Source organism: Catenulispora yoronensis (assembly GCF_039531695.1).
In the GTDB taxonomy this organism is placed as follows: domain Bacteria; phylum Actinomycetota; class Actinomycetes; order Streptomycetales; family Catenulisporaceae; genus Catenulispora; species Catenulispora yoronensis.
Genome location: NZ_BAAAQN010000044.1, coordinates 70,666 through 96,469 on the forward strand (window position 1 = coordinate 70,666; position 25,804 = coordinate 96,469).

General features: G+C 71.7%; 18 protein-coding genes. 6 read left to right on the forward strand and 12 right to left on the reverse strand.

Annotated features, from left to right (window positions below):
- The first annotated feature begins 1 nt into the window (after position 1).
- Both ABD481_RS30270 and ABD481_RS30275 read left to right on the forward strand, forming a co-directional pair.
- Complete coding sequence (locus tag ABD481_RS30270) at positions 2 to 607, forward strand: ArsR/SmtB family transcription factor (protein WP_344669206.1); 606 nt, start codon at positions 2 to 4, stop codon at positions 605 to 607.
- Positions 607 to 1,998 carry an MFS transporter gene (locus ABD481_RS30275; protein ID WP_344669207.1) on the forward strand — a complete coding sequence of 464 codons (1,392 nt, stop codon included), beginning with the start codon at positions 607 to 609 and terminating at the stop codon, positions 1,996 to 1,998. The genes ABD481_RS30270 and ABD481_RS30275 overlap by 1 nt, the downstream gene beginning before the upstream one ends.
- On the opposite strand, the gene ABD481_RS30280 is transcribed toward ABD481_RS30275, so the two are convergent.
- Together ABD481_RS30280 and ABD481_RS30285 are read right to left on the reverse strand one after the other, a co-directional pair.
- Positions 1,976 to 2,824: an ABC transporter permease gene (locus tag ABD481_RS30280; protein WP_344669208.1), complete on the reverse strand. Its 849-nt coding sequence runs from the start codon at positions 2,822 to 2,824 to the stop codon at positions 1,976 to 1,978. The genes ABD481_RS30275 and ABD481_RS30280 overlap by 23 nt on opposite strands.
- Positions 2,825 to 2,829: 5 nt before the next feature.
- Positions 2,830 to 3,873, reverse strand: coding sequence for an ABC transporter ATP-binding protein (locus ABD481_RS30285; protein WP_344669209.1), 1,044 nt, complete (start codon positions 3,871 to 3,873; stop codon positions 2,830 to 2,832).
- Positions 3,874 to 4,205: 332 nt separating this feature from the next.
- Between ABD481_RS30285 and ABD481_RS30290 the strand changes: the two genes are divergently transcribed.
- Together ABD481_RS30290 and ABD481_RS30295 are read left to right on the forward strand one after the other, a co-directional pair.
- Positions 4,206 to 5,048, forward strand: a complete 843-nt coding sequence (locus ABD481_RS30290) for an SAM-dependent methyltransferase (RefSeq protein WP_344669210.1) — start codon at positions 4,206 to 4,208, stop codon at positions 5,046 to 5,048.
- A 331-nt stretch (positions 5,049 to 5,379) separates the two neighbouring features.
- On the forward strand, positions 5,380 to 6,675 hold the full coding sequence (locus tag ABD481_RS30295; protein ID WP_344669211.1) for an MFS transporter: 1,296 nt from the start codon (positions 5,380 to 5,382) through the stop codon (positions 6,673 to 6,675).
- Here ABD481_RS30295 and ABD481_RS30300 read toward each other — a convergent pair.
- From ABD481_RS30300 to ABD481_RS30340, 9 genes are all read right to left on the reverse strand, one after another.
- Positions 6,646 to 7,605, reverse strand: coding sequence for an ABC transporter permease (locus ABD481_RS30300; protein WP_344669212.1), 960 nt, complete (start codon positions 7,603 to 7,605; stop codon positions 6,646 to 6,648). The genes ABD481_RS30295 and ABD481_RS30300 overlap by 30 nt on opposite strands.
- A complete protein-coding gene (locus ABD481_RS30305; protein WP_344669240.1) occupies positions 7,565 to 8,428 on the reverse strand; it encodes an ABC transporter ATP-binding protein in 864 nt (287 codons plus the stop codon). Before ABD481_RS30305 ends, ABD481_RS30300 begins: the two co-directional genes overlap by 41 nt.
- A gap of 11 nt (positions 8,429 to 8,439) precedes the next feature.
- Positions 8,440 to 8,898 carry a MarR family winged helix-turn-helix transcriptional regulator gene (locus ABD481_RS30310; protein ID WP_344669213.1) on the reverse strand — a complete coding sequence of 153 codons (459 nt, stop codon included), beginning with the start codon at positions 8,896 to 8,898 and terminating at the stop codon, positions 8,440 to 8,442.
- 108 nt (positions 8,899 to 9,006) lie between these two features.
- Positions 9,007 to 9,603, reverse strand: coding sequence for a TetR/AcrR family transcriptional regulator (locus ABD481_RS30315; protein WP_344669214.1), 597 nt, complete (start codon positions 9,601 to 9,603; stop codon positions 9,007 to 9,009).
- Positions 9,604 to 9,709: 106 nt separating this feature from the next.
- A complete protein-coding gene (locus ABD481_RS30320) occupies positions 9,710 to 13,030 on the reverse strand; it encodes a penicillin acylase family protein (protein ID WP_344669215.1) in 3,321 nt (1,106 codons plus the stop codon).
- Positions 13,031 to 13,190: 160 nt separating this feature from the next.
- The gene (locus ABD481_RS30325; RefSeq protein WP_344669216.1) at positions 13,191 to 14,333 is read right to left on the reverse strand and encodes an FIST signal transduction protein; all 1,143 of its coding nucleotides are present in this window, start codon (positions 14,331 to 14,333) and stop codon (positions 13,191 to 13,193) included.
- Positions 14,330 to 15,166, reverse strand: a complete 837-nt coding sequence (locus tag ABD481_RS30330) for a hypothetical protein (protein WP_344669217.1) — start codon at positions 15,164 to 15,166, stop codon at positions 14,330 to 14,332. The genes ABD481_RS30325 and ABD481_RS30330 overlap by 4 nt, the downstream gene beginning before the upstream one ends.
- Before the next feature lie 173 nt (positions 15,167 to 15,339).
- Entirely contained in the window at positions 15,340 to 16,419 is a 1,080-nt protein-coding gene (locus ABD481_RS30335) for an NAD(P)H-dependent amine dehydrogenase family protein (protein ID WP_344669218.1), read from the reverse strand.
- 107 nt (positions 16,420 to 16,526) lie between these two features.
- Positions 16,527 to 17,852, reverse strand: a complete 1,326-nt coding sequence (locus tag ABD481_RS30340) for a lipase family protein (RefSeq protein ID WP_344669219.1) — start codon at positions 17,850 to 17,852, stop codon at positions 16,527 to 16,529.
- Between the two features lie 272 nt (positions 17,853 to 18,124).
- Here ABD481_RS30340 and ABD481_RS30345 point away from each other — a divergent pair, with 272 nt between their 5' ends.
- Together ABD481_RS30345 and ABD481_RS30350 are read left to right on the forward strand one after the other, a co-directional pair.
- Positions 18,125 to 20,251: an MMPL family transporter gene (locus tag ABD481_RS30345; RefSeq protein ID WP_344669220.1), complete on the forward strand. Its 2,127-nt coding sequence runs from the start codon at positions 18,125 to 18,127 to the stop codon at positions 20,249 to 20,251.
- Positions 20,252 to 20,585: 334 nt separating this feature from the next.
- Positions 20,586 to 23,894, forward strand: a complete 3,309-nt coding sequence (locus tag ABD481_RS30350; protein WP_344669221.1) for an EAL domain-containing protein — start codon at positions 20,586 to 20,588, stop codon at positions 23,892 to 23,894.
- 100 nt (positions 23,895 to 23,994) lie between these two features.
- Here ABD481_RS30350 and ABD481_RS30355 read toward each other — a convergent pair whose 3' ends face one another.
- Entirely contained in the window at positions 23,995 to 25,713 is a 1,719-nt protein-coding gene (locus ABD481_RS30355; protein WP_344669222.1) for an alpha/beta fold hydrolase, read from the reverse strand.
- Positions 25,714 to 25,804 lie beyond the last annotated feature (91 nt).

The window sequence follows — 25,804 nt, forward strand, 5'->3', positions numbered from 1 at the left end:
TATGGCGGACGCAGGCCGATTCGGCGATCTGGTCATCACCGACCCGCGGATGATGCGGGCGCTGGCCCATCCGGCGCGCCTGGCGATCCTGGACATCCTGCGGCGGGAGGGCCCGGCCAGCGCCACCGAGCTGGCGCCGCGCATCGGGGTGACGCCGTCGGCGGCCAGCTGGCACCTGCGGCACCTGGCCCGCTTCGGCCTGATCCGCGACGGCGATCCGCACCCCGACGGCCGGGCCCGGCGCTGGGAGACCGCGGTGCGCGGGTTCCGGGTCGACGTCCCGGCCGACCCCGCCGACGTCGAGGGCCGCACCGCCGCCCTGACCCTGCTGCGCGGGCTGATGGTGAACTCGCAGGCGGTGCCCGCGCGCTGGCTGGCCGACGTCGAGCCCACGCTCGACACCGACTGGAGCCGCGCCGCCGGCTTCTCCGACACCCGGCTGGTCGTCGACGCCGCGGAACTGGAGTCGATCCTCGATCGGGTCGAGGAGATCCTCGCGCCGTATGTGAACCGCGCGGCGTCGCAGCGGCCGGCCGGGACCAGGGGAGTGCGGTTCCTGCGATACGCGCTGCCGGAGGCGCAGGATGCGGATTCGGGGAGCAGCTGATGGGTGCCGCTGCTTCCGCCGCCTCAGCCGAATCTGCCGCGCCTGATGCTTTGGCGGCACCGGCGGCACCGGCGGCACCAGACCCCGGCGCCCGCTCCCACTCCCTCCTCCGCCACAACCCCCGCTTCCGCCGCTTCTTCGCCGGCTACGCCGTCTCCGAGCTCGGCGACCGCATCACCGAAGTCGCCCTCCCGGCGATCGCGGTCATCACTCTGAAAGCCGACGCCTCCCAAGTCGGCCTGCTCGGCGCCCTGGTCTGGCTTCCCAGCCTGGCCGGCGTCTTCCTCGGGGCCTGGGTCGACCGGCAGCGCCGCAAGCGCCGGCTGATGATCGCCGCCGATCTGGCGCGCGCCGCGATCCTGCTCAGCCTGCCGTTCGCCGCCTTGTTCGGGGCCGTCACCATGGCGCAGCTCTATGTCGTCGCGGGGTTGTGCGGCTTGGCGGAGGTGGTGTTCCACACCGCCTATCCGGTCTTCTTCACCGGTCTGGTCTCGCGGGCCGACTACGTCCAGGCCAACGGGCGCCTGGCGGTCGCGAGGTCCGGCGCGGCGATGGCCGGGCCGCCGCTGGCCGGTCTGCTGTTGCAGGCCGCCTCGGCGGCGTTCGCCGTCGTCGCCGACGCGGCCTCGTTCGTGGTGTCGGCGCTCGCCGTCGGCCGGTCGCCGGTCGCCGAGCCGTTGCCGGACGCGCCCGAGGAGTCCGTGCTGCGCCGCTCGCGCGAAGGCATGGTCTACATCGCCCGCCACCGGCTGCTGCGTTCGACGCTGGCCTGCGCGTCCACGATCAACTTCTTCACGTTCTTTGCCTTCCCGCAGCTGCTGCTGTTCGCCACCTCCGTACTGCACCTGTCGGTCGGCGCTTACGGAGTCGCGATGGGGTTCGGCGCGGTGGGTGCTCTGCTGGGCGCGGCCTTCGTGCCCCGGTTGGTCCGGGTCGTCGGCGTCGGGCCGGGGCTGGCCGCCGGGGCGGTGCTGCTCCCGGCGCCGATCGCGCTGGCGGCGGTCGCGCACGGCCCGGTCTGGCTGTGCGGGGTGCTGCTGGCCGGCGCGGAGTTCCTGTCCGGGTTCGGCGTGATGCTGTTCGACATCACCATCAACTCCCTCCAGGCGGCCGTCATCGCGGACGCCGTCCGCAGCCGCGTTTCCGGTGCGTACACCACCGTCAACTACGGTCTGCGGCCTCTCGGCGCGCTGCTCGGCGGGGTCCTGGCGGCGCACGCCGGGCTGCGGACCACGCTGCTGGTCGCGGCAGGCGGAGGGGCCACGGCAGCCTGCTGGCTGCTCATGGCCCCGGTGTTGCCGATCCGCTCGCTGGAGCGGGATCTGCCGCCTGCTCCGGCTACCGCTTCGGTTCCTGCAACGCGTTCCGCTACGCGTCCCGGCGCTGAGTGAGCCAGAACCCGATCGCCAGGGCGACGACCGCGTAGAGCGTGAATATCCCGAACCCGGTCCAGGCCGAGAACATGTGCTCGGTGTCCTTGGTGGTGAGGATGTTGCCGCCGGCGTTGATCGGCAGCCAGCGGGTCATGGCGTCGCGCCACGCGCTGGGCAGGAAGCTCTGCAGCACCGGCAGCAGGAACATCAGGCCGACGCCGGCGGTGATGGAGCCCGCGGTGTGGCGCAGCGCCGTGCCCAGGCCGAAGGACAGCAGCGCGGTCACCGCCATGAACAGGCCGCCGCCGACCACGGCGCGCAGCACGTTCGGGTCGCCCAGGGCCACGTGCACGTCGTGCCCGGCGAAGATCTGCGCGCCGATCAGGAACGAGGTGAGCGAGGACACCAGGCCGACCACCAGCGCCACGACGGTCAGCACCGTCGCCTTGGCGGCCAGCATCACCAGGCGCCGCGGCTGCGCGGTGAAGCTGGTCCGGATCATGCCGGTGCTGTACTCGGCGGTGATAGACATCGCGCCGAACACCACCATCACCAGCATGCCCAGGATGAAGCCGGACATCGTCTGCGAGGTCGGGTCGCCGGTGGTCTTCAGGTCCTGCACGCCGCTCTTGCTGCCGACGGTGCCGATCGAGACCAGCACCGACACCCCGATCGTGGCGACCAGGGCCACGACCAGGGTCCAGAACGTGGAGCGGACCGAGCGGATCTTGGTCCACTCCGAGCGCAGGGCGCCGCCGAAGGTGGCCTTCACCGGGCCGATGGGCGCGGTCATCCCGCCGGACGCCGGCGCGGCGCCGCTGAAGGGGTGGGTCGCGGTGGTCATGGCGGTCAGGCTCCGATCAGTTCGTCGTGGTCGGTGTCCCGGGAGCGACCGCGGCGGCGGCCCCCGGTCGGCGGGGCGGGCTCGGACGGGTGTCCGCCGCCGGGGTGCGGCGGCTGCCCGCCGGATGGGCCGCCGGATGGGCCGCCGGCGTTGGCGCGGTACTCGACCTGGTCCCGCGTCATCTCCATGAACGCCTCCTCCAGCGAGGCCTGGTGCGGGGCCAGCTCGTGCACCCGGATCCCGGCGTCGAAGGCCAGGTCGCCGATCCGGGCCGGAGGCAGGCCGCGCACGGTCATCGCGCCGTCCGGCTGCGCCTCCACACGGGCCCCGGAGGTGGTCAGGAGCCGGTGCAGGGACTGCGGGTCCGGGGTGCGGACCGACACCGACTGCTCGGAGTTGCGGTCGATGAACTCCTTGACCGTGCAGTCCGCCTGGAGCCGCCCGCGCCCGATCACGATCAGGTGGTCGGCGGTGTGCTCCATCTCGCTCATCAGGTGGCTGGAGACGAAGACCGTGCGGCCCTCGCCGGCCAGCGTCCGCATGAACTCGCGGATCCAGCGGATGCCGTCCGGGTCCAGGCCGTTCACCGGCTCGTCGAACATCAGCACCTGCGGGTCGCCGAGCAGCGCCGCGGCGATGCCCAGCCGCTGGCCCATGCCCAGCGAGAAGCCGCCGGAGCGCTTCTTGGCCACCTGCGCCAGCCCGGTCAGCTCCAGCACCTCGCCGACCCGGCGGCGCGGCAGGTTGTTGGTCTGGGCCAGCGCCAGCAGGTGGTTGTAGGCGCTGCGGCCGCCGTGTATGGCCTTGGCGTCGATCAACGCCCCGACCTCCCGCATCGGCGCGACCGCCTTGACGTACGGACGGCCGTTCACGGTGACGCTGCCGGAGGTCGGGGCGTCCAGGCCCAGGATCATCCGCATCGTGGTGGACTTCCCGGCGCCGTTCGGCCCCAGGAACCCGGTCACCAGGCCCGGCCGCACGGTGAACGTGAGGTCGTCGACGGCCTTCTTGTCGCCGTACCGCTTGGTCAGCCCCTTGGCCTCGATCACTGTTCCAACGCTCCGTCCGAATATGCGAGACCGGTCTGCGAACGCCGGTCCGGAAGATCTGCTCCCCTTGCTCCTCGACAGTACGGAACCGCAGGTCGCGCCCGCTTCGGCCACAGGTCTTCGATCTCGGGGCCGCCGGTCATCCCCGAGCCGGAGCCGCGCCCCCTACTTTCGGCGGACGTCGGGTCATCCTCGATAGTGGCGGGTGGAGGCGGGGAGGGCTGCCGGAGAGCGGCCAGGGAGAAGCGACCCGCGGTTATCAGTGATCGAAGACCTTCGATACCCTGATCCCCGCGCGTGACGAGCGCCACATGCCGAAGGGGAGGGCTCGTATGACCCAGGAGCCGTTGGGCCAGGACACCGGTGCGCCGCTTCCCGAGTGGGCGCCGCCGGAGATAGACCGCACCAAGGCCCACCCCGCCCGCATCTACGACTACCTGCTCGGCGGCAAGGACAACTTCGACGTCGACCGCGACGCCGCCGAGGTCGCGCTGGCGGCGATGCCCGAGCTGCGGGCGATGGCGCGCGCCAACCGTGCCTTCCTCGGGCGCGCGGTCCGCCATCTCGCCGAGTCCGGCATCACCCAGTTCCTGGACATCGGCACCGGCATCCCCGGCCCCGGCAACACCGGCGAGATCGCCCGTGCTGTGCAGCCCGGCGCGCGTGTCGTCTACGTCGACTACGACCCGATCGTCTCGGCCCACTCCCGGGCCCTGCTGTCGGCGGCCGACCCGGCCCTGTCCGCCGTGGTGCAGGCGGACGTCCGCGAGCCGAAGACCATCCTGGACAGCGGCGCCGTGCAGTCGGTGCTCGACTTCGAGCAGCCGATAGCCGTGTTGATGGTCGCGGTGTTGCACTTCGTCTCCGAGGCCGAGGACGCGCACTCCATCGCGAGGTACTTCATCGACGCCGTCGCGCCCGGCAGCGCGTTGGTCGTGTCGCACGCCTCCGAGGGGCATGAGGCGGGCAAGTTCGGCGCCGCGCGCGAAGGCTGGAACAACGCCACCTCGCAGCTGGTGCTGCGGGACCGCTCGGAGATCGGCCGGTTCTTCGAGGGGACGGAGCTGCTGGATCCGGGGGTGGTGATCATCCCGGCGTGGCGGCCTGACCGGGAGCCGAGCGCGGAGGATTTGGCGCTGGACTATGGGCACGCGGGGGTTGGGATCAAGAGGTAGGGGGGGTTTCGGTTGGGGTTGGGGTTGGGGTGGGGCGGCGGCTGGTGCTGGATCGGTGGCGGCCGGATCGGCATCGGTCGGAGAGACGACGGCCTGATCGGCGGCGGCCGGAACGGTGATGGTCGGGTTGGTAGCGGCCGGAACGGTGATGGTCGGGTTGGCGGCGACCGGAACAGTGATGGCCAGGTTGGCGGCGACCGGAACGGCGATGGTCAGGTTGGTGGCGGCCTGATCGGCAGCGACCGGAACGGTGATGGTCGGGTTGGTGGCGGCCGGGGGAGCGGGTCGAGCGAGTGCCGGATCAGGAGTGGCCGGAGGGGGCGGAGCAGCCATGGCGCGTGGAGCGATGGCGCGTGGAGTGATGGTGGGTGGCGCGATGGCGCGTGGCGGGGTGCTGCGGTGGGTGGCTGCCTATACCTGCTCGGTCAGCGGCGACTCCGTGTACTTCGTCACGCTGTCGTGGGCGGCGTCGCGGGAGGTCGGGGCGGGTGCGGCTGGGCTTGTACTGGCGGCCGGAGCTGTGCCGCGGGCTGTGCTCATGCTTGGCGGGGGCGTGGTCGCGGACCGGTATGGAGCTTGGCGGGTCCTGATTGTCAGTGACCTGATCCGCTGTCTGGCGGTGTTGGCGGTGGCGCTGGTCCACGGTGCGCGGTTGGCGGCCCTGGTTCCGCTGTCGGTCGCGTTCGGTGTCGTCGACGCGCTGTTCATGCCCGCAGTCGGTGCGTTGCCGCCGCTGCTCGTGCCGGCGGAGCGGTTGGCGAAGGTGCAGGGTATGCGGGTGCTGGGAGTCCGGATCGCCAACCTTGCCGGGCCGGTCCTGGCCGGTGCGGCGCTGGGTACGGTCGGGGTCGGCGGCGCGTTCGGGCTCGCTGCTGCGTTGTTCGGAGCCTCGCTCGTGCTGTTGGCCACGCTGCGGATACCGCGCACCGCCCCCACCGAATTCACTGTGAAGCCCGAATCCGACTCCGTCCCTGAGCCTGCCCCTGAGTCCGCCCCCGAGCCCGCCACCCTCCTCGACCAGTTCCGCGAGGGCCTGCACTACGTCCGCGCCCACGCCCGCCTGCGCCGCCTGGTCATCGTCGTCGCGTTGAGCGAGCTCTGCTTCAGCGGACCGGTGGCCGCCGCCGTCGTGCTCCTGGTCGCCGAACGGCATTGGAGCGGCGGCACTGTCGGCTGGATCCTCGGTGCGTTCAGCGTCGGGGGCGCCGCGACCGGCAGCGTTATGGCGGCGCGCGCCGAGCGTCTGAGGCATGTCGAGGTGACGATCGCCGGTTCCTTGCTGCTCACCTCCGCGCTGCTGCTGACGCAGGGGGCGACGCCGCGGGCTGTCGCGATCGGGGTCGCGGCTGTGCTCGGGGCCGCCACCGGCGTCACCATGGTGCTGACGAACGCGCGGGTGCAGACCGAGGCGGACCCGCGGTTGCTCGGGCGGGTGACCGCGGTGACGACCCTGGGGACGCTCGGTCTCAGTCCCCTGATCTACCCGCTGGTCGGTGTGGTCGCGCAGCGGTGGGGGACTGAGACGTTCTTCGTGGGCTGCGCCGCGGTGTGCCTGGCGGCGGTGATGGTACTGATCGGTTCCGTCGGGTCCGGGACGTCACTTCGCGAGCCGGCCCAGCAGCCCTGACGCCATCCCGATGCCCAGCACCGCCGCGCCGGCCAGGACGCCGAAGTCCAGCGGCAGGTGCGCCGGCGTGCCGATCAGCAGGCCGCGCAGCGCGTCGACCTCGTAGGTCAGCGGGTTGCCCTTGCTGATGGCACGCAGCCAGGCCGGCATCAACGCCACCGGGTAGAGGGCGTTGGAGCCGAAGAACAGCGGCATGGTGATGGCCTGGCCGATGCCCATCAGGCGGTCGCGCGTCAGCACGATGCCGGCGATGCAGATCGACAGGCACGAGAAGAACGCCGAGGCCAGGACCACCGCGGCCGCGACGCCCACCAGCTTGATCGGGTTCCAGGTCAGGGCGACGCCCAGCAACGCCGCGATCACCACCACGACCACCGCCTGGATCACCGACTTCACCCCGGCGGCGAACGCCTTGCCCGCCACCAGGGCGGCCCGCGGAGTGGGGGTGACCAGCAGCTTGGTCAGCACCCCGGAGTCCCGCTCCCAGATGATCATGATCCCGTAGAAGATGGCGATGAACATCGCCGACTGGGCGATGATGCCCGGCGCCAGATAGTCCAGGTAGGGCAGCCCGCCGGTGGGGATGGCATGCAGGCGGGTGAAAGTCTCGCCGAAGATCAGCAGCCACAGAGCGGGCTGCACCGCACGGGTGTAGAGCTCGGCACGGTCATGGCGAAGCTTTTGCAGCTCCACCGCGCACATCGCCGCCATGCGGGTGGGCAGGACGCGCCACCCGGTGCGGACCTGCGCGGGACGGTAGAGCAGCCGCGGCGCCGATGACGTGGCGGATGCGGATGCGGATGGTACGGCTGATGTGGCCGATGTGTTGGAGTCGGAGCCAAAGCTGGACTCGGCCACCGTCGCCACAGCACCCCCGCCGTCTCCGCCCTCAGCCGACTCGGGTCGCGGTGTGTCGCGTACGTCGGACATCGCGGAAACCCCCTCCCTCGCTCTCGCCGCGCAGTTCGCCTCCGGCGAAGTGGCGGAACACGTCCTCCAACGTCGGGTCGCCGTCGCGCGGGGCACTGTTCGTGTCGGCGGCATCGGTGCGCTCGCGCCGCCATCGGGCGGCCAGGTCGGCCTTGAGGCTGTCCGGGGTGCCGATGGCGCGGATCCGTCCCTTGTGCATCAGGGCCAATCGGTCGCAGTACTGATCGGCCTCGTCCATGTAGTGGGTCGTGACCAGGACGGTCATGCCGGTCGCCGCGCGCACGTCCGATATCCGTTCCCAGACGCTCGTGCGGGCGATCGGGTCCAGGCCGATGGTCGGTTCGTCCAGGATCAGCAGCCGTGGTGCGCTGACCAGTGCCTGCGCCAGCTCCAGGCGGCGGACCATGCCGCCTGAGTATGTCGAGGCCATCCGGTCCGCGACGTCGGCGAGGCCGACGATCTCCAGGGCTTCGGCGACCCGCGGTGCGCGCTCCCGTCGCGGGATGTCGAAGACCCGTGCGAACAGGGCGACGTTCTCGCGTCCGGTCAGGCCGCCGTCGGCGGAGAGCTGCTGCGGGACGTAGCCGAGCAGGCGGCGGGCGGCCATGCGCTCCTTGGCGACGTCGTGTCCGAACAGCCGGACCATGCCGGGGGGTACCTTCAGCAGGGTCGTGATGGCGCGGATCGCCGTGGTCTTGCCCGCGCCGTTCGGGCCGAGCAGGCCGAACACCTCGCCGGCCGGGACGGTCAGGTCGATGCCGTCCACGGCGCGCGTCTCGCCGAAGGCGTAGACGAGCCCGGTGCACGATATGGCTTCGGGCATGGCCTCGTCGGTCACGATGTCTCATCTCCGTTCTCGGCCTCGGCGTGCAGCGAATCGGCCAGCGCCCGCAGGGCCGGCAGGGCGGCGGCCAGCGCGGCCCGGTCGGCTTCGGGCAGGGCGCCGACGTGGTCGCGGAACAGTGCCGCGCGCCGGTCCTGCCAGTCCTGGAGCCGCCGCTCGGCCTCGGGGGTGATGCGCAGCAGCGCGGCGCGGCCGTCGCTGGGATCGGCGGTCCGCTCGACCAGCCCGAGCTCGCTCAGGCCCCGGACCAGCGTCGACACCGAGTTCCCGGCCAGCCCCAACTCCTTGGCGGCCACCGAGACCCGCAGCCCGGGCCGGGCCTGGACCAGCCGCAGCAGCTCGACCTCGGCCCCGCGCAGGCGCGGCACCGCCAATCCGGCCCGCAACCGGCGCCGCAGCAGCCGGTGGATGCCGGCCAGGACGTCGTCGAGGTCGCCGGTCTCCGTCATGACCCCCATTTTACCTCTGATGCAGAGCTAAATAAAGGGCAGGGGATCGGATCGGCCCCGGTTCGAGGTCAGGAGGCCAGGGGGCCAAGGGTTCAGGGGATCAATGGGTCAGGACACCCGGATCAGGCTGATGAGATGGTCCCCGGCCAGATCCAGAGCCGCGCTCGCCCTGGCGTCGTCGCCCTCGTTCAGCCACAGCAGCGTCAAACCGTCCATCACCGAGATCAGATACCGCGCGATGACCGGCACCGGCGCCGTCCAGGTCACGCCCGAGCTCTGCGCCAGCGCCTCGATGAGCCTGGAGGCGCCCTCGATGTAGGCCTCGTACTGGCGCTTGGCGACGGTCGCCAGGCCGGGATGGCGCAGCGCGTACTGCGTCAGCTCATAGGTGACGCGGTGCTCCCCGGGGTTGGCGATGACGTGCTGCCAATACGAATCCAGCGCGGCGCGCACCTTGTCCTCGACGCCGCCCTCGGCCCCGAGCCGCTCCACGGCCAGGTCCAGGGTGTGGGCCGTGATGGTCTCGATGACGTTCTCCAGCAGTTCCTGCTTCGAGCGGAAGCTGTAGTGGAACGCGGCCAGCGCCATCCCGGCCTCGGCCACGATCGACCGGGTCGTGGCCTTGGCCACCCCGTCCCGCACCATGACCCGGATCGCCGCCTCGACCAGGAGCTCACGGCGTTCGTCGACGGCTATGCGCGGCATCGGCTGCTCACCCTCCACCTTTCGCCCCGGATCGTCCTGATCCACGGTCGGAGAAGCGTCGCCCGGACCGCCGAGGCGGGCCGGGCGACGTTGTTGTCAGACGGGGTCAGACAGCGTAGACCTGCATCTCGTACAGAGAGTAGCCCCACTGCGTGCCGCGTTTGACGCCCTGCATCCGCACATAGCGGGCCTGGCTCGCCGGGAAGCCAGCGACTTCCTGGCCGCCCTGCCCCGCGGTCGTGGAATACACCGTTTGCCAGGTGGTGCCGTCGGCCGAGACCTGGATGCTGTAGGCCTTGCCGTAGGCCGCCTCCCAGTTCAGGATCACGCGTCCGACCGGCTGCACCGAGCCCAGATCGACTTGCAGCCACTCGTTGTCGTTGTAGTTGCTGCCCCAGCGGCTGGACACGTCGCCGTCGACGGCCTTGGCCGCCGTCAGCCCGGACTGCGTGCTGGACGCCGCCGTCGTGCGGCCGGCCGCCAGGTTCGCGATGTTGGCGCCGCGGTGCGAGGGGTACTGCACCACCTGCTGGAACGTCGGCCGGTTCTGCCAGTTGCTCTCGGCGTCGGTCACGCCGCCCAGCGGGTGCTGCTGGATGGAGTCGGCGCACCACTGGTCGCCGGCCGAGCACACCGAGTCGGCCGGATACACCGACGACGCCGGCGTCGCGACCGCCGCGGACAGCGCGCTCAGCAGCGCCGCCCGGCACTGGGTGAGGTCGCCGCCGCCGCAGTACGCCTGCGACAGGCCGCCCTGGACCGGCTTGCCCAGCAGGGCGCGCAGGTCCTTGTCGACGTAGGAGTACCAGCCGGACTGGAACGACGAGCCCTTGTGGGACACGCCGGCCTCCGCGCCGCCGTAGGGGGAGTCGTCGACGCTCAGCGCGCCGGTCAGCGCCGTGTACAGCGGATCGCCCATGCCCGGACCGAACTCCGCCTTCACCAGCAGCGGCCACCAGGCGTCCATGATGCGGATCGCGTCGGAGTCGCCGTAGGCGTGGTTGCCCGCCGCGGTCTCCTTGCGCTTGGCGCCGTCGTTCAGCCAGGTGCGCAGCTCGTTCACGGCCGCGGCCTGCGTCGGGTCGGTCGGGGTGCCGATCACCTGGAGCAGCTCCGGCAGCACGGTCTCCCCGCGCAGGTCGGTGACCGCCGCGTCCTCCATCGCCTGGGTGAGGGAGGCCCGGGTGACCTTCTGCCCGCTGGTGATCAGGTTCTTGATCCGGGTGTTCAGCAGGTTGCTGCGGTAGATCGAGCCGTCACCGAAGCCGGAGACGGTGTAGTCCTTGGCGATCTTGTTGTTCCAGGACTCGTAGTAGTCCTGGTCGATGGAGTTCGGGTGCGAGGCGAACGGCGTGTTGGCGACCGTGTTCGTGCTCGGATCCCAGTTCAGCCACTGGTGCGCGGCGTCGGCGGTGATCGGCAGGTTGGGGTCGTCGACGGCCGGGCGCGTCGGGTTCAGGCCCGAGTTGTAGTAGGCGGTGTGCTGGTTGTCGACGTAGAACCAGTTGAACGTGTAGCTGATGTTCGACGCCGCCTGCTGGAAGCCGGCCGGGCCGGTCACCACGCTGGGGTCGTTGAACATCTGGAACCCGATGATGGTGTCCACCTCGTGCTGGTACGTCGAGCGTAGTTGCGTGTACGCCACCGGCTTCCCGCCGATCGTGGCGCGGGCCTGCACGATGCCGAAGTTGGTCCGGAACGCGATGAGTTTGTAGGACCCGGCCGGCGTGCTGTCGGCGGTGGTCGGGCTCCACGAGTCGTCACGCTCGATCTGCTGCATCGGCGTGCAGGTGCCGTTGAGGAGGTAGGCGTTGGAGTTCTTGGTGGCCGGGGAGCCGTCGGTGTTGCAGAGCTGGACGGCGAAGGTGTCGATGATGTCCTGGCCGGCCGAGGTGGCGCTCCAGGAGTAGTCGGCGCCGCGGCCGAGCTCGACATAGAAGTTCAGGCCGGCGAAGGCGGCGCCGCGGGCGCTGATGCCGGGGGCCTGGATCTCTTCGAGCATGAGCAGCTGCGGCGCGAAGTAGCCGGTCTGCGGGCCGAAGACGGCCACCGGGTTGCCGGTGTCGGTGTACTGGCCGGAGACGACCAGCGCGTTGGACATGCCGCGCTTCTGGGCGAACAGGTTGGCCGGCAGGACGCCCTGGCCCAGCGAGCCGGCCTGGGACTTCAGCGCCGGATTGGCCTTCACCGCGGCGTCGGAGCGGGCGGTCTTGGCGGCGGCCTCCGGTGTGGCGGCGGCCGGGCCGACGGCCCCCGCGGTGCTCGCGGCGTTGGTGCCCGAGCCGGTGAGCGAGCTGGTCGCCGAGCCGGTGGGGTCGAAGACGATCTGCTGCGGCGTGACCGACCCCGGATCGGGCAGCGCGACGCCGGTCGCGTTGGCCGGGCTGCCGTTGAACGGGAAGCTCTGGCCGGAGTGCAGCGTCAGGTCCGCCTCGGGGTCGTTCTCCTCGCGGAAGGACTGCCACATCTGGTCGCCAGCGGCGACGCCGTACTTGGCCTCGGCCGCCTCCTTCACCAGCGCGGACGCCACCTGGTTGCCGCCGCCGGCGCCGAACAGCGCGCCGACCACGGAGCCGATGGCCACCAGGTCGGTGGGCTGGAACGGCTGGATGCCGTCGCCGGTGAAGACGTTCGCGTTGCCGGTGAGGTCGTACTCGCCCGGGAAGTTGTCGCCGGCCTTCACGTCGGAGATGTACTTGTTCAGGCCGTTGAGGTAGTCGGTCATGTCCTGGTAGGCCTGCGCGCCCCGGGACCCGGCGGCCTTGACCCGGTCGACCTGCGCCTGCAGGTCGGCCTCGGTGTAGGCGCCGTTGAGGTAGAACTGCTGCTCCAGCTGGCGGTTGCCGACCGCGCCGCCGGCGAAGCCGGAGAGCTGGCCGCGGCCGACGTGCCGGAAGACGTCCATCATCCACAGCCGGTCCTGGCCGGCGGCGTATCCGGCCCCGTACTCGGCACCCGAACGGGTGGTGCCGTAGATGTGGGGGATGTCCTGCTTGTCGCGGGTGATGGTGACGTCGGAGCGGCCGCCGGGATTCAGCGTGCTGCTGACCTGGTTGGCCGGGACGCCGAAGGAGGAGCTGTTGAAGAAGGAGCCGAGCGAGCCGTTCGTCAGGCCGGTGTAGCCGTCGACCAGGCTCGCGTACTTGCCGAGCTGGTCGTCGGTGTTGGCGGGGCGGCCGCCGGTGGCCTTGAACCACAGGATCTGGGCCAGGGTGGCGGCGCCGTTCTCCCCCGGCGGCAGGATGTCGTTGCACTGGGACAGGCAGTAGTCGGGGGCGCCGGAGGCGGGAACGGTGGCCGGGGCGGCCGCGGCCGCGGAGCGGGAGGCGGTCGATGATGCGGCGGCCGTAACCGCGGACACGCTCAGCGCACCGCCCACTGCCAGGGCGGTGAGTGCGGCGGCCAATGTACGGGCACGAATGTGCATGCTCGGTCTCCTCTCGGGAACAGTGGCGCGGCGCACGCTACTACCGGGTAACCCGATCGGGAAGAGGGGTGGGGCGATCGACTGGGACTGTTGACCCAGTCGATCTAGGCGAAGGCGAAGTCAGGGCGGTCGGGGCCGGTGAATAAGAGGGCTCAATCCCTCAAATCCCGAACACCACGCCGGTCAGCGTCTGGTTCACATGCCCGAACCAGCTCTCCCCGTAGGTGTGGAACCCGGCCGAGGGGATCCCGGCGAGCGCCTCGGGGAACCGGCCGGTCAAGCCCCGCGCGTCCATCTCCATGCGCCGCAGGCAGCAGTTGAAGATCACCGCGCCCGCGACCGTCCCGCCGAGGTCGGCGCGCGCCGCCTCCAGCGCCGCGGTCGTCTCGCCGAGCACGTCCGTGGACCGCATCACCTCGACCCGCATGCCGGGCATGATCTGGCAGTAGAAGCGCAGCCCGCCGTCGGCCAGGACCTGTTGCGGGCTCCGGATCCAGGGCTGTCCGTCGATCATCAGGCCGACCGGGTGCTCGATCCAGTCCTCGGCGCCGAGCGTGGCGGGGTTCGCGCCGATGGCCTCCGCGTAGGCGGCCGTCGCGGAGCGGTTGTCGAACTCGTAGACGGTGCGGTTCTCGACGTCGGCCTCGGTGACTTCGAGGGTGCGTCCGGTGGGGGAGAAGGAGCAGGACTTCACGATCCGGTAGGGGACCGCGCTCTCGCACAGCAGCAGGGCCACGCCGTGGAACGAGACCTCGGCACCGGCGGCCACCCAGGTGCTGCGGAAGGCGAAGTCGTCGCCGGCGGAGCCGCCGACGAAGTCGAGCAGCGGCGCGGTGTTCCCGAGCATGTCGTTGACCTGCTCCTCGGAGCCGTGCATGCCGTCGACGAGCAGGAAGCCGAGGTAGCGGTCGGGGTCCAGGGCGCGGAGCTGGCTGCCGAGCCGCTGTTCCAGCGCGCGCACCGCGGCGGCGGTGCCCTCGGCGGGGTCGGGATCGAGGTGGCCCAGGACGGCGATCGCGCGGTGCAGGACGCCGTGCGGAAGGGCGATCGCGGAGATGCCGCCCAGGCCGATGGCCTGGTCGGTGAACTCCCCGGCGGTGGAGCAGCCGATCACGGCGGCGTCGGGGAAGTGCTGGGAGACGGCCGGGGCCAGGACGAGCGGATCGTGCTCGCTGGAGGCGAAGTACAGGACGGCGGCCGGGGTGCGGCCGGTCAGGCCGCGGTCCAGGGCGGACAGCAGGGCCGGGAGGGCCTGGGCGGTGGGGCCGACGGCGTGGGCCCGGACCACGGTGCGGGCGTTCATCGCTCTCCTCCGGAGGTGCCACGGCCGATGCCGAAGATGCGGGATACGCGGCGGCGCAGGACGCGGGAGCGGCCGGTCGCGGGGGCGGAGCGGTCCTGGTCGTCGCCGTGCTGGCCGTGCTGGCCGTCGCCGGACTGGCCGTGGTCGCCGTATTGGCGGTAGTCGCTGTACTCGTCGGGCTCGGAGGCGTCCTCGATGGAGAACGATTGCAGGGAGTAGCCCAGGACGAGCAGGGTGCTCAGGACGTTGGCGATCGCGACGGGGTCGGTGTGCTGGTCCGCGCGGGGGTTGCGCAGGTCGGTGCCGGTGCGCAGGGCGACGCGGGTGCAGATGGTGGTCAGCGCGCGCTCGTTGTCCGGGAAGTAGCGGGTGCGCAGCAGGGCGACGACGTCGGTCAGCGACTCGATCGGCGCCGGCGCGACGGCCTGCGCGGACGAGCTGTGCCGAGCCTGCGTCTCCAGGGCCCCGAGGCGGATGAACTCGCTGAGCCACATGTAGTACGCGACCCAGTCCGAGCTCAGCAGCGAGCCCCAGTCGCTGGGGTGCATCTGCCGCACGGCGAACAGCAGCGCCTTGCCGAACTCCCGGTACCACTCGTCCGGGACGCCCTGCTGCTGCTGGTAGCGGGCGCCGACGTCGCGCATCGTGGCGCCGATGAGCTCGTCGGAGTCCTGCGACAGCCCGGCCCACAGCACGGAGCGGACCAGGCCGTCGGCCAGCGGCCGGGCCTGCTCCGGCCCCAGTTCGCGGGCCCAGCGCACGTCTTCGAGCACCTTGCGGAAGAAGCCGTCGACGAACTCGTTCTCGTGGCGCTGCAACAGCTGGCAGGACAATTGGACGTTACGTATGCATTCGGCGGAGGGTCGGCCGACCCCGGCAGTCGTTGGTTGTGTCACGCGGCTTCCTGGGTATGTCCAGACACTCATTGAATGCGTGCAGGTTACCCAACCGTGCGGTACCGCGTCGATGGTCGTCCCAGGTCCGGGACGCGAAGGCGGAACGACCGTCAGCGAATCGTCCCGGCGCCGGGGATCAAGGGCAGGTCCAGCGCGGTGACCCAGCCCGGCGCGGCGTCGTTGACGGCCGGGACGGCGTTCAGGGCGCGCAGTCCGGTGGCCAGGCAGCCGGCGGTGGCGGCGTCGCGGCCGGAGCCGTCGGTGAAGCGGAAGGCCGTCTCCTGCACGATCGACGGCGAGCCCTCGATCTCCACGCGGTAGACGTCGTCGGCGGTGCCGCGCGGCCAGTCCGGCGCCGAGTCGCGGCCGACGCGGTTCACGTGCTCCAGCTGGATCCGGGTCCGGCCCCGGTGGACCCCGTTGATCGTGAAGTGGATCGCGGCGACCTGTCCGGGTTCGATGACGCCCTTGGCCGTCTTCACCGGCCGGTCGGTGACCCACTTGTCCCAGGTGGTGGTGATCGCGTCCAGTTCGATCCCGACAGCGTGCGCCATCATCGGCACCGTCGCGCCCCAGGACATCACCAGGATGTCGGGGATCTCCAGCAGTGCCTGGAATTCCGGCGGCTTGCCGATGCCCATCTCGTTCTCGTAGTCGCCGGTGTAGTCGCTGTAGTCGAGGATCTCCTGGGCCCGCACGGTGCGGACCTCGCCGCACAGGCCCATGAGCGTCATCGGGAACAGGTCGTTGGCGAAGCCGGGGTCGATGCCGGTGGTGAAGCAGGAGGCGCCGCCCTCGGCGCAGGCCCGGGTGATCGGGTCGATCCAGGCCGGCGGGTTCTGTCGCATCGCCGGCCAGACCCAGGGCGTCATCGCGGTCGAGCACACGTCGATCCCGGCCCGCAGGAAGGCGCCGATCAGGCGGATGTTGTCCTCGGCGTGGGCCGCGGTGGGGCCGTAGTGGACCAGGGCGTCGGGGCGCAGGGCGATGAGGGCGTCGACGTCGTCGGTGGCGGTGATCCCGGCCGGCGCGCCGCCGCACAGTTCGCCGGCGTCGCGGCCGACCTTGTCGGGGCTGCTGACGCCCACGCCCACCAGTTCGAAGCGCGGATGCGGACGGAGCAGCTCGGCGAGGACCAGCTTGCCGACGAAGCCGGTGCCCCACAGCACGATCCTCTTGGGTGCGTCCATGAGGGATTGGCTACACCGACGGGCATGCGGTTGCAATGCCCGTCGGTGTCGGTCGCTGTCCGTCGGTGTCCGTGTGTCCGTCGGTGCCGCGGAGCCTCCCGGACGGCTCAGGACGCCGGGACGGTGTGCTCCGGAGCCAGCGAGTTCCCCGCCGCGATGTGCCCGCAGTCCGACGGCGCGGCCCGGCCGGCGAAGCGGTCGTCGAGCCAGCCGACGGCCAGCGGCGCCCACGGCACCGCGGTGCCGAGGTGGCTGAGCAGGTCGAACTGGTCGTACTTGATGGAGCCGTCGCCGGTGGCGCAGTACTGGCGGGCCAGGGCGCGCACGTCGCCGGCGACCATGACGCCGTCCCCGGTGCCGATGCCCGGCGGGTTGTTGAAGGTGCCCTCCAGATACCCGGCGTCGCCCTGGGCGAGGTAGCCCGGGACGGTCGGGGTGGCGGCGGAGCCGAGGTTGATCTTGTTGACGGCGTCGACGAACTCCGGCACCGAATCCGGGTTCGCATACTGCGGCTTGGCCATCTTCTTCCACGTCAGGCCCGGGTACTGGCCCAGGGCGTTGACGATCGAGCCCTTCTGGAGCTGGTTGTAGACGCCGAGGCCGTAGCTGGTCAGGTACTTCGAGAAGTCGATGTTGTAGGAGCGCGCGACGCCGATGACGGCCATCGGGATGACGCCCGACCACACGAGCGACCCGTCGACGAACTTCAGGTTGTGCGCCGGATCCACCAGCAGCCCGCCCTCGGCGAAACCGACCAGGTGCTGGTTGACGTCGGGGGCGTAGGTCGGCGCCAGCGCGGCGGCCCAGCCGGTGGCGATCGCGCCGCCGGAGTAGCCCAGCAGTCCGAACCGGGTGTCGGGGGTCATGCCAGTGGCGACGCTGCGGGTGGCGGCGCGGATCGCGTCCAGGGTGTCGGTCGCGTATTCCGGCCCGGCGGCGAAGTCGGCGCTCTGGCCCTCGGTGTCCGGGATGACGACGTTGTAGCCCAGCGCCAGCAGCGGCGCGATGAACAGCGTCTCGGCGTTGGCGATGGCGCCGCCGAGCGAGACGTTCCCGGCGATCGACCGGGAGGGACTGTCCTCGGGGTTCAGCGAGTCGTAGAAGGAGTTGTAGGAGACCGCCTTCGTGCCGTCGCCGGTCAGGCTGCGGATCACCGAGGTCACGTTCGCCGACGGGCGGCCCTGCGCGTCGGTGGTCCGGTAGAGCAGCTGGATCGTGGTCACCGGCGTCGGGATCCCCACCACGTGGTACAGCAGCGTCCTGGTCTTCAGCACCGTGCCCGGCGCGTACGAGGCCAGCGGGGCCGAGCCGCTGTAGCTGTAGAACGAGTCCGTCGCGGCCGCCGTCGGCGCGGTGGCCGTCGCCATCCCGGCGGCGGTGAGCGCCACCCCGGCGGTGGCGGCGGCGAGGCGCTTCGCCTGTGTTCTGCGCATGGCACTCCTGAGGCGTGAAGTGGGTCACACGGATCTGACTCGGAGTAAGTTACCAGTGGGTAACGGTGATGTGAAGATGCTGATGGAAGCGCTCACTTTCGTGCGATGAACGAGCTCGAACAGGCCGGAAAGCGCTGAGGGAGATGACGGAATGTTCACGTCCTGAGCCCGCGCGTCCGCCACCCGAACGGCGGCCCCACACCGCCGCGGGCCCCGCCCCGCGATACCAAGGAATTGATCATCGGGGGCCGAGGCGATGTCCAGGAGGACCTGTGTTCAGAGCGCTGGGCCGGTTCACGGTGCGCCGGGCGTGGTGGGTCATCGGTGCGTGGCTGGTCGGCGCCGTGCTGATCTCCGCGCTCGGGCCGAAGCTGTCCTCGGTCACCGACACCGACAGCGCCAGCTTCCTGCCGCACTCCTACGAATCGACCCAGGCCGACCAGATCGCCAAGGAGGCGTTCCCGCAGTCGCAGAACCAGATCGCGACGATCGTGTTCTCGCGGGTCGACGGCGGCCCGCTGACCGACGACGACGCGGCCAAGGCCATGTCCGTCACCACCCAGCTGAACGCCGCGCACCTGGAGCGCGTCGCGAGCGTGACGCCGCCGCTGGTCTCGCCGAACAAGCAGGTCGCGCTGGCCCAGGCCTCGATCGTCGGCACCGCCGAGGACGAGGCGGTGCCCGACGCCGCCAAGGCGGTCCGCGACACCGCCAACCAGCTCACCGCCGGCAGCGCGGTGCGGGCCGAGGTCACCGGCGGGCCCGCGATCGCGCTGGACAACCGCGACGCGTTCAAGAAGGCCGAGGTGATCGTCACCGTCGGCACGCTGGTGCTGATCATCGCGCTGCTGCTGCTCATCTTCCGCAGCCCGATCGCCGCGCTGCTGCCGATCGTGATGGTCGTCATCGTGTTCATGGTCGCCCCGCCGGTGATCACCGCCGTGGCGAAGGCGTTCGACTGGAGCGTCGACTCCTCGCTGAACACGATCCTGATCGTGGTGCTGTTCGGCATCGGCACCGACTACATCCTGTTCTTACTCTTCCGCTACCGCGAGGGGCTGCGCGCCGGACTGGAGAGCAAGGAAGCCGTGGTCGAGGCGGTGGCCACGGTCGGCGAGGCGATCGCCTCCGCGGCGCTGGCCGTCGTGTTCGCGTTCGGCGCGATGCTGCTGGCCTCGCTGGGCAACCTGAAGTCGCAGGGCCCGGCGCTGGCGGTCGCGGTCATCGTCATGGCGGTCGCCGCGCTGACCCTGGTCCCGGCGGTGATGAGCCTGGTCGGGCCGCGGATCTACTGGCCGTCGAAGACCGTGACGCGCACGCCGCGCGGCGCGGTGTTCGCCCGGCTGGGCCGGACGACGGCGGCGCGGCCCGGCTGGGTCGCGCTGGCCTCCGGCGGGCTGCTGGCGCTGCTCGCGCTGGGTTCGCTGACGTTCAAGGCGGACTACAACATCCTGGACCAGCTGCCGTCGGACACGCCGTCGGCCAAGGCGTTCAAGACGCTGCAGACCGGGTTCCCGGCCGGGGCGCTGGCGCCGTCGCAGGTCTACCTGCAATCGACCGACGGCAGCGCGCTCCAGCCCGCGGCGGCCGCCGCCTTCGCGCAGGCGATGGCCACGGCGCCCGGCGTCGGGACGATCCTGCCGAACGCGGAGAAGTCGCTCTACACGCTCGGGGCCGACGGCAAGACCGCGCAGGTCGACGCCGTGCTGAAGGACGACCCCTACGCCAACGCCTCCCTGGACGTGATCGACGACCTGCGCGCCTACGCCCACCAGGCGGCCGCGGCCTCGGCGCAGCCGGGGCTGAAGTCCTACGTCGGCGGCACGACCGCGACCTCGGCGGACACCCGCACCGCCACCAGCCGCGACGAGAAGGTGGTGTTCCCGGTCGCCGCGGCCCTGATCGCCCTGGTGCTGATCCTGCTGCTGCGCAGCCTGGTCGCACCCTGGTACCTGCTGCTCGCCGTCGGCCTGCTCTACCTGGCCACCCTCGGCGCGACCGCGCTGTTCTTCCAGAGCGTGCTGGGCAAGGCCGGCCTGATGTCCGCACTGCCGATCATGGTCTACATGTTCGTGGTCGCCATCGGTTCGGACTACAACATCCTCATGGTCGCCCGCCTGCGCGAGGAGGCCCGCCAGGGCAACACCCCGCGGCGGGCCGCCGACCTGGCGGTGGAGCACGCCGGCCCGTCGGTGGCCTCGGCCGGCCTGATCCTGGCCGGGACGTTCGCCTCGCTGCTGCTGGCCGGCGTGGCGCTGCTGATGCAGCTCGGCTTCGCGGTCGCGATCGGCATCGCGCTGGCGGCGTTCGTGATGGCGCTGTTCCTGGTGCCGGCGCTGACCGCGCTGGTCGGGCACGCCGCGTGGTGGCCGGGGCACCAGGACGAGCGGGCGGGGTGAACCGGCGCGTCGGGTCCGGTGCGGGGGCGGGGGACTTCGGATTAGGGCTCGGACTGGGAGTCGGGCTCGGGCTCGGACCCGGACTCGGACCTGGACCTGGACCTGGATTCGGACTCGGGCTCGGGCTCGTACCTGGACCCGGACTCGGGTTCGGGCTCGGACCAAGGCGCGCGCCGAGATTCCAACTCGGGCTCGGCCCAGGGCTCGGAGCAGGACCAGGGTTCGAACAAGGACTCGGACTCGGACTCGTACCCGGACCCGGCCGTACGCCTGAGCGGCGCAGCGGACTGTTTCCCGCCGTGCCCGCTGTGGCGCGCCGTGGTTGTGTCGACTGGTGAGGCCGCTGGCGGGACTGGCTCCGCGTCGTCCGGGGCGTACGCGTCGTGCGCTGATCCTGCTTGCCGTCGTGGCGTTGCTGCTGGTCGTCGTTTCGTTGTTCGTGCCCGGGATCGCGGTGCAGGCGCGGTTCGCGGGGGCGGTGTGGGCGGTGGCCGCGATCACCTTCGGGGTTCGGGTGCATCTGCCGCCGCGCCGGTCGGTGTGGCTGCTGATCGCGCTGTCGGTGGCCGCCTTCCAGTGTGCGGACTTCGGGGACCTGCACCATCGGACGCTCGCGCCGATGTGGACCGACTGGCTGGCCTTCCTCGGCTATCCGCTGGCTGCGGTGGCGCTGTCGGCCATGATCCGTCTGCGCTCCGGGGGGCGGGACACCGCCGGGCTGCTCGACGCCGCCGTCGCCACCGCCGCGCTGCTGGTGCCGGTCTGGGTCTTTCTGGTCGAGCCCTTCGTCGGGGGTGCCGATACGTGGTCGGCCGCTCGGTTGGAGGCGATCCTGCCGCCGATCGGCGATGTGCTGCTGCTGGGCCTGCTGATCCGGCTGCTGGCGGCGCCCGCCGCCCGGGGCGCCTCGCTGTGGCTGCTGTTCGCGGGCGTGCTCGTCTGCACCTCGTGCGACGTGGGGCAGGGGCTGCTGCAACTGGGTGTGGCGCCGTGGTTCGGCACCTGGTTCGGACGGCGCCTGATCAGCATGGGCTGGCTGGCCTTCAACCTGCTGTGGGGCTCCGCCGCGCTGGTCCCGGACATGCGGCGGAACACCGAGCCGATCCCGGCGCCGGGCCCGACGGTGCTGCCGGCCCGCATCATCGGGCTCACGCTGGCGGCGCTCGCCGAACCGGCGGTGGCGTTCGTCCTGCTCTCCCACCACGACTACAACCTCGGCGTGTTCGGGCCGCTGCTGGAGTCCACGATCATCGTCCTGATCATGGTCCGGGTGTCGCTGGTCCTCGCCGACCACCGCCGGGCCCTGCGCCGCGAGACGATCCTGGTCAGCGCCACCGGTCCGCTGGTGGCGGCCGCCGGCGTACCGGAGACGGCGGCCGTGCTGACGGCGACGGTGTCCAAACTCGCCGGGCCGGGCGTTCCGTACCGGGTGACAGTGGTCGCGGCGGAAGGGCGACATCGGTTCCATGTCGCCGCGGATGCTTGGGGGGTGACCGGGCCGGGTGAGCCCGCCGGGCCGAGCGAACCCGAACCAGCCGGAGCGAGCGAACCAGCCGGACCGGGCAAAACAGCCGCCCCGGGCACCCCGACCGAGCAGCCCGGTCCGGCCCCGGACACCCCGGACACCCCGCACACCCCGGACCCCCCCTCCCGCCTCCCGCCCGAGTTCGCCGAGCCTCCCGGCTGGACCATCTGGCGCCACACCCTCGCCGCGCTCGGCCGCACCACCCACGACGCCACCCTCGCCTCCGGCCTGATCCCCGTCGTAGACCTGCCGCCGGCGCTCGCCGGCGCGTTGCGCGGCTTCGAGTACGCGATCGTCCTCCCGCTCGGCACCGAGGGGTGGCGCGGCGACATCTGGGCGGCCGGGGTGCTCGCCGCCGCGGCTTCCGAGCGGTCGCTGCTGGACCTGGCCGCGCCGTTGGAGATCCTCGCCGGGCAGGGGGCGCTGAGTCTGCAACGGCTCGCGCTCGGCACCGAGATCGCGCGGCGGGACGGCGAGCGGTACTTCCAGGCGCTGGTGCAGAACGACTCCGACGCCATCCTCATCGTCGACACCGATGCCCGGGTCCGGTACGCCAGCCCGTCGGCGGAGGCGATCTTCGGGCCCGAGGCGCTGTCCGGGCGGCCGGTCGCGGAGCTGGTCGGCCCGCGCAACGCCGGGCAGGTCGCGGCGCTGCTGGCCGACCCCGTGCGGCACCGGCCGCAGCGGCGGGACTGGGTGCTGCACTGCCCCTCCGGGGAGCGCCGGGAGGCCGAGGCCACGGTCAGCGACCTGCGGGAGGAGCCGACGGTCAACGGCCTGGTGCTGTCACTGCGGGACGTCACCGCGGCGCGGCGGATGGAGCGGACGCTGAAGCGGCAGGCCTACCGCGACGGCCTGACCGGGCTGCCCAACCGGGCCGCGTTCATCCTCGGCCTGGAGAACGCGCTGGAGACCGCCGGGCCGGACTCCCGGGTGGGGCTGGTGCTGGTCGACGTCGACAACTTCCGCGAGATCAACGACTTCCACGGCCGCGGCATCGGCGACGAGGTGCTGCAGGCCACCGCCGACCAGCTGCGCCGGGCGCTGGCCCCCGGCGATCTGCTGGCCCGGGTCGGCGTGGACGAGTTCGCCGTCCTGCGCGTCCGCCCCAGCGGTGAGCCCCTGGTCTACCCGCTCGGCATTCCCGGCGAGACCGAGTCCTTCCAGGTCGGGCCGGTCACGGTCTCCTACAGCGGGGCCCTGGTCGACGCCACGCCCGGCGCCACCGCCGCCACGATGATGGCCGACGTCGAGATCGCCCAGCACGCCGCCGTGGAGGACCGCCGCCCCAGCACCTGGCGCCGCTACCATCCGGCCATGCGCGCGGACCTGGCGCGCGCCGCCGACCGCCGGGCCGGCCTGGACAAGGCCCTGGCCGACCACGAGTTCACCCTGCTCTACCAACCCATCGTCCGGCTGGCCGACCACGCGCTGGTGGCCTTCGAGTCGCTGATCCGCTGGCACCGCGCCGACGGGACGGTGGTCATGCCCGACGAGTTCATCGGCCTGGCCGAGGCCACCGGCCAGATCGTCCCGATGGGCCGCTGGATCCTGCGCACCGCCACCCTGCGCGCCGCGTCGTGGAACCGGCTGCGGGCCGCCTCCGGCCGCCTCCCGGTGCGCGTCACCGTCAACGTCTCGGCCCACGAGCTGCGGGCCCCGGCCTTCGCCGGCAACGTCGCCGACGCCCTGGCGGCCAGCGGCCTGGACCCGGACCTGCTGATCCTGGAGGCGACGGAGAGCTCGCTGATCCACCATGCCAGCAAGGCCCAGGCCAACCTGCGCGCGGTCCGCGCCCAGGGCGTCCGCCTCGCGCTGGACGACTTCGGCACCGGCTACAGCTCCTTGAGCTACCTGCGCGACCTGCCGGTCACCGGCCTCAAGATCGACAAGGGCTTCACCGCCGACGTGGGCGTCGACGCCCGCCAGACCGCGCTGATCGAGGGCATCGTGAGCATCGGCCGGTCGCTCGGACTGAGCATCATCGCCGAGGGGATCGAGACCGAGACCCAGTGCCGGCTGGTGCAGGAGATGGGCGTGGACCTGGGCCAGGGATACCTGTTCGGCCGGCCGATGAGCGGGGACGACGCGGAGGCGAGGGTCCGGGAGGCACTGTGAACCCGCCTGGTGGACCCGCTCCGCGAACCCGGACGCGCGGATCGGCCGACGGGGAAGTCCCCGTCGGCCGATCCGTCTCCGCCGACTATTACGCCGGCTGTTACAGGGAGTGCTTCCGACCGGCCGGGTGGAAGACCAGCGGCTCAACGGCCTGCCGCGCCGCGTCGGCCGCCGCGTGCGCGGTGGCCGCCGAAGCGGTCGCGCCGCCCGCCGGTGCCGGTTCCGGCTGGAGGCCCGGGCAGGTCCCGTTGTCCGGTCGGCCGGTCTCGAAGTACGTCACGATGTGCTGCGCGCACTCCGGCACGAACGGCGCGGACCCGTGGATGTAGTCCTGCACCGTGAACACCGTGCCGCCGATCGTGGCCTGCATCTGCTTCACCCACGGATACGGGGTCACGCTCTCATGGAGGTGTCCTGACATCTGGAGCGAGCCGGGGCTCCAGCGCAGCGTGATCGGCTGCGGCGGCAGCGTCCATCCGGCGCAGGTCGGGCGCAGCCCGCTGTACTCGCCGGTGACCGGGTTCGCCGCCAGGGTCCGCTGATAGCCGTCCCACAGGGCCTGGAAGCTCTGGTCGCTCGTGTCCTCGTTGCACAGGTAGGCCACGTTCGCCGTCTGGTTGAAATCCGCCGGCGTTCCGGCCGGCGGCGGCGGGGGCGGGGTACGCGGGCCGCTGATGACCTGCTTGACGGGCTCCGGCGCCGGTCCGCCGTTGACCGCGGTGGTCAGCGACAGCAGGATCGGCGCCGCCTGGTCCCAGACCAGGTTCGGGCCGCCGGCCAGGAAGCCGATGAACGAGCCGTCCAGCGTGGCGTCGAGGTCGCTGAACTTCCAGGGGCTGGCGTCGGCCTGCTGCCGCATCGCCAGCACCGTGGCCTCCACCTTCGCCGCGGTGTCGCCGAAGCCGTAGGTGCTGTTCCGGGCCGCCAGCCAGGCCGCGAACTGGTGGAAGTCGTCCTCGCTCGCCCGGGCGGTGCCGGCGAAGCGGTAGGCGAGTTCGTAGGCGTGCGGCGAGACCACGCTGTCCAGCCACATGCGGTCGATGGTGGCCGGGAACAGGCTGCGGTAGACCGCGCCGAGCTGCGTGCCCCAGGAGGCGCCGAAGTAGCTCGCCTTGCGCTCGTGCAGCGCGCCGCGGATGCTGTCGAGGTCCCGAGCGGCGTTGGACGTCGTGATCTGCCGCAGGAACGTCGGGTTCGACGCCGAGCACGCGGCGTTGCCGGCCGTGTTGCGGTCGTAGTACTCCTGCACGTCCGCCTGGGTCAGCGGCCCCGACCCCGGGGCGCCGTCCGCGGTCACGGCCGCGTTCGGCCCGCTGCCGTCCCGCGGGCAGTCGTAGGAGGTGCTGTATCCGATACCGCGCGGATCGAATCCGATGAGATCATAGTCCTGATTCAGTCCCGCGTCGGCCGGGTTCTGCAGGAGCAGCTGGGCCGGCATCAGGTAGCCGCTGCCGCCCGGGCCCCCGGGGTTCATGAACATGATGCCGCGCCGGTGCGCGGTGTCCTGCGCCTTGAGCCGGGTCAGCGCGATGGTGATGTGCTGTCCGGCCGGGTCGCGGTAGTCCAGCGGCACGCTGACCGTGCCGCAGTCGGTGCGCGCCCACAGCGCGCGGAAGCTCGCGTAGTCCTCGGGCCGGTACCCCAGCGCGGCCAGGACGTCGTCCGAATACTGCGGGCACGGCTGCCAGGCGACCGCGGCCACGGCCGAGGCCGCGCTGGTCGGCCCGGCCGTGGCCTCGGCTGTCCCCGCGACGCCGACGCCCGCGGCGCCGAACCCCACTCCGCACGCCAGAGCGGCGGCACGTTTGCCGAATCTCATCGTTCCCCTCCTTGGATCGGGATCGGGTGTCCCGCATCAAGGTCTAGAGGCCCGGCGGCAACACCGGCCGCACGGAAGCTGTTGCCCGGTT

What these genes read in the sequence shown, in the direction of transcription:
- ABD481_RS30270 (WP_344669206.1), top strand. Translation starts at nt 2, where the DNA reads ATGGCGGACGCAGGCCGATTCGGCGATCTGGTCATCACCGACCCGCGG.
- ABD481_RS30275 (WP_344669207.1), top strand. Translation starts at nt 607, where the DNA reads ATGGGTGCCGCTGCTTCCGCCGCCTCAGCCGAATCTGCCGCGCCTGAT.
- ABD481_RS30280 (WP_344669208.1), bottom strand. Translation starts at nt 2,824, where the DNA reads ATGACCACCGCGACCCACCCCTTCAGCGGCGCCGCGCCGGCGTCCGGC.
- ABD481_RS30290 (WP_344669210.1), top strand. Translation starts at nt 4,206, where the DNA reads ATGACCCAGGAGCCGTTGGGCCAGGACACCGGTGCGCCGCTTCCCGAG.
- ABD481_RS30295 (WP_344669211.1), top strand. Translation starts at nt 5,380, where the DNA reads ATGGCGCGTGGAGCGATGGCGCGTGGAGTGATGGTGGGTGGCGCGATG.
- ABD481_RS30300 (WP_344669212.1), bottom strand. Translation starts at nt 7,605, where the DNA reads ATGTCCGACGTACGCGACACACCGCGACCCGAGTCGGCTGAGGGCGGA.
- ABD481_RS30305 (WP_344669240.1), bottom strand. Translation starts at nt 8,428, where the DNA reads ATGCCCGAAGCCATATCGTGCACCGGGCTCGTCTACGCCTTCGGCGAG.
- ABD481_RS30310 (WP_344669213.1), bottom strand. Translation starts at nt 8,898, where the DNA reads ATGACGGAGACCGGCGACCTCGACGACGTCCTGGCCGGCATCCACCGG.
- ABD481_RS30315 (WP_344669214.1), bottom strand. Translation starts at nt 9,603, where the DNA reads ATGCCGCGCATAGCCGTCGACGAACGCCGTGAGCTCCTGGTCGAGGCG.
- ABD481_RS30320 (WP_344669215.1), bottom strand. Translation starts at nt 13,030, where the DNA reads ATGCACATTCGTGCCCGTACATTGGCCGCCGCACTCACCGCCCTGGCA.
- ABD481_RS30325 (WP_344669216.1), bottom strand. Translation starts at nt 14,333, where the DNA reads ATGAACGCCCGCACCGTGGTCCGGGCCCACGCCGTCGGCCCCACCGCC.
- ABD481_RS30335 (WP_344669218.1), bottom strand. Translation starts at nt 16,419, where the DNA reads ATGGACGCACCCAAGAGGATCGTGCTGTGGGGCACCGGCTTCGTCGGC.
- ABD481_RS30340 (WP_344669219.1), bottom strand. Translation starts at nt 17,852, where the DNA reads ATGCGCAGAACACAGGCGAAGCGCCTCGCCGCCGCCACCGCCGGGGTG.
- ABD481_RS30355 (WP_344669222.1), bottom strand. Translation starts at nt 25,713, where the DNA reads ATGAGATTCGGCAAACGTGCCGCCGCTCTGGCGTGCGGAGTGGGGTTC.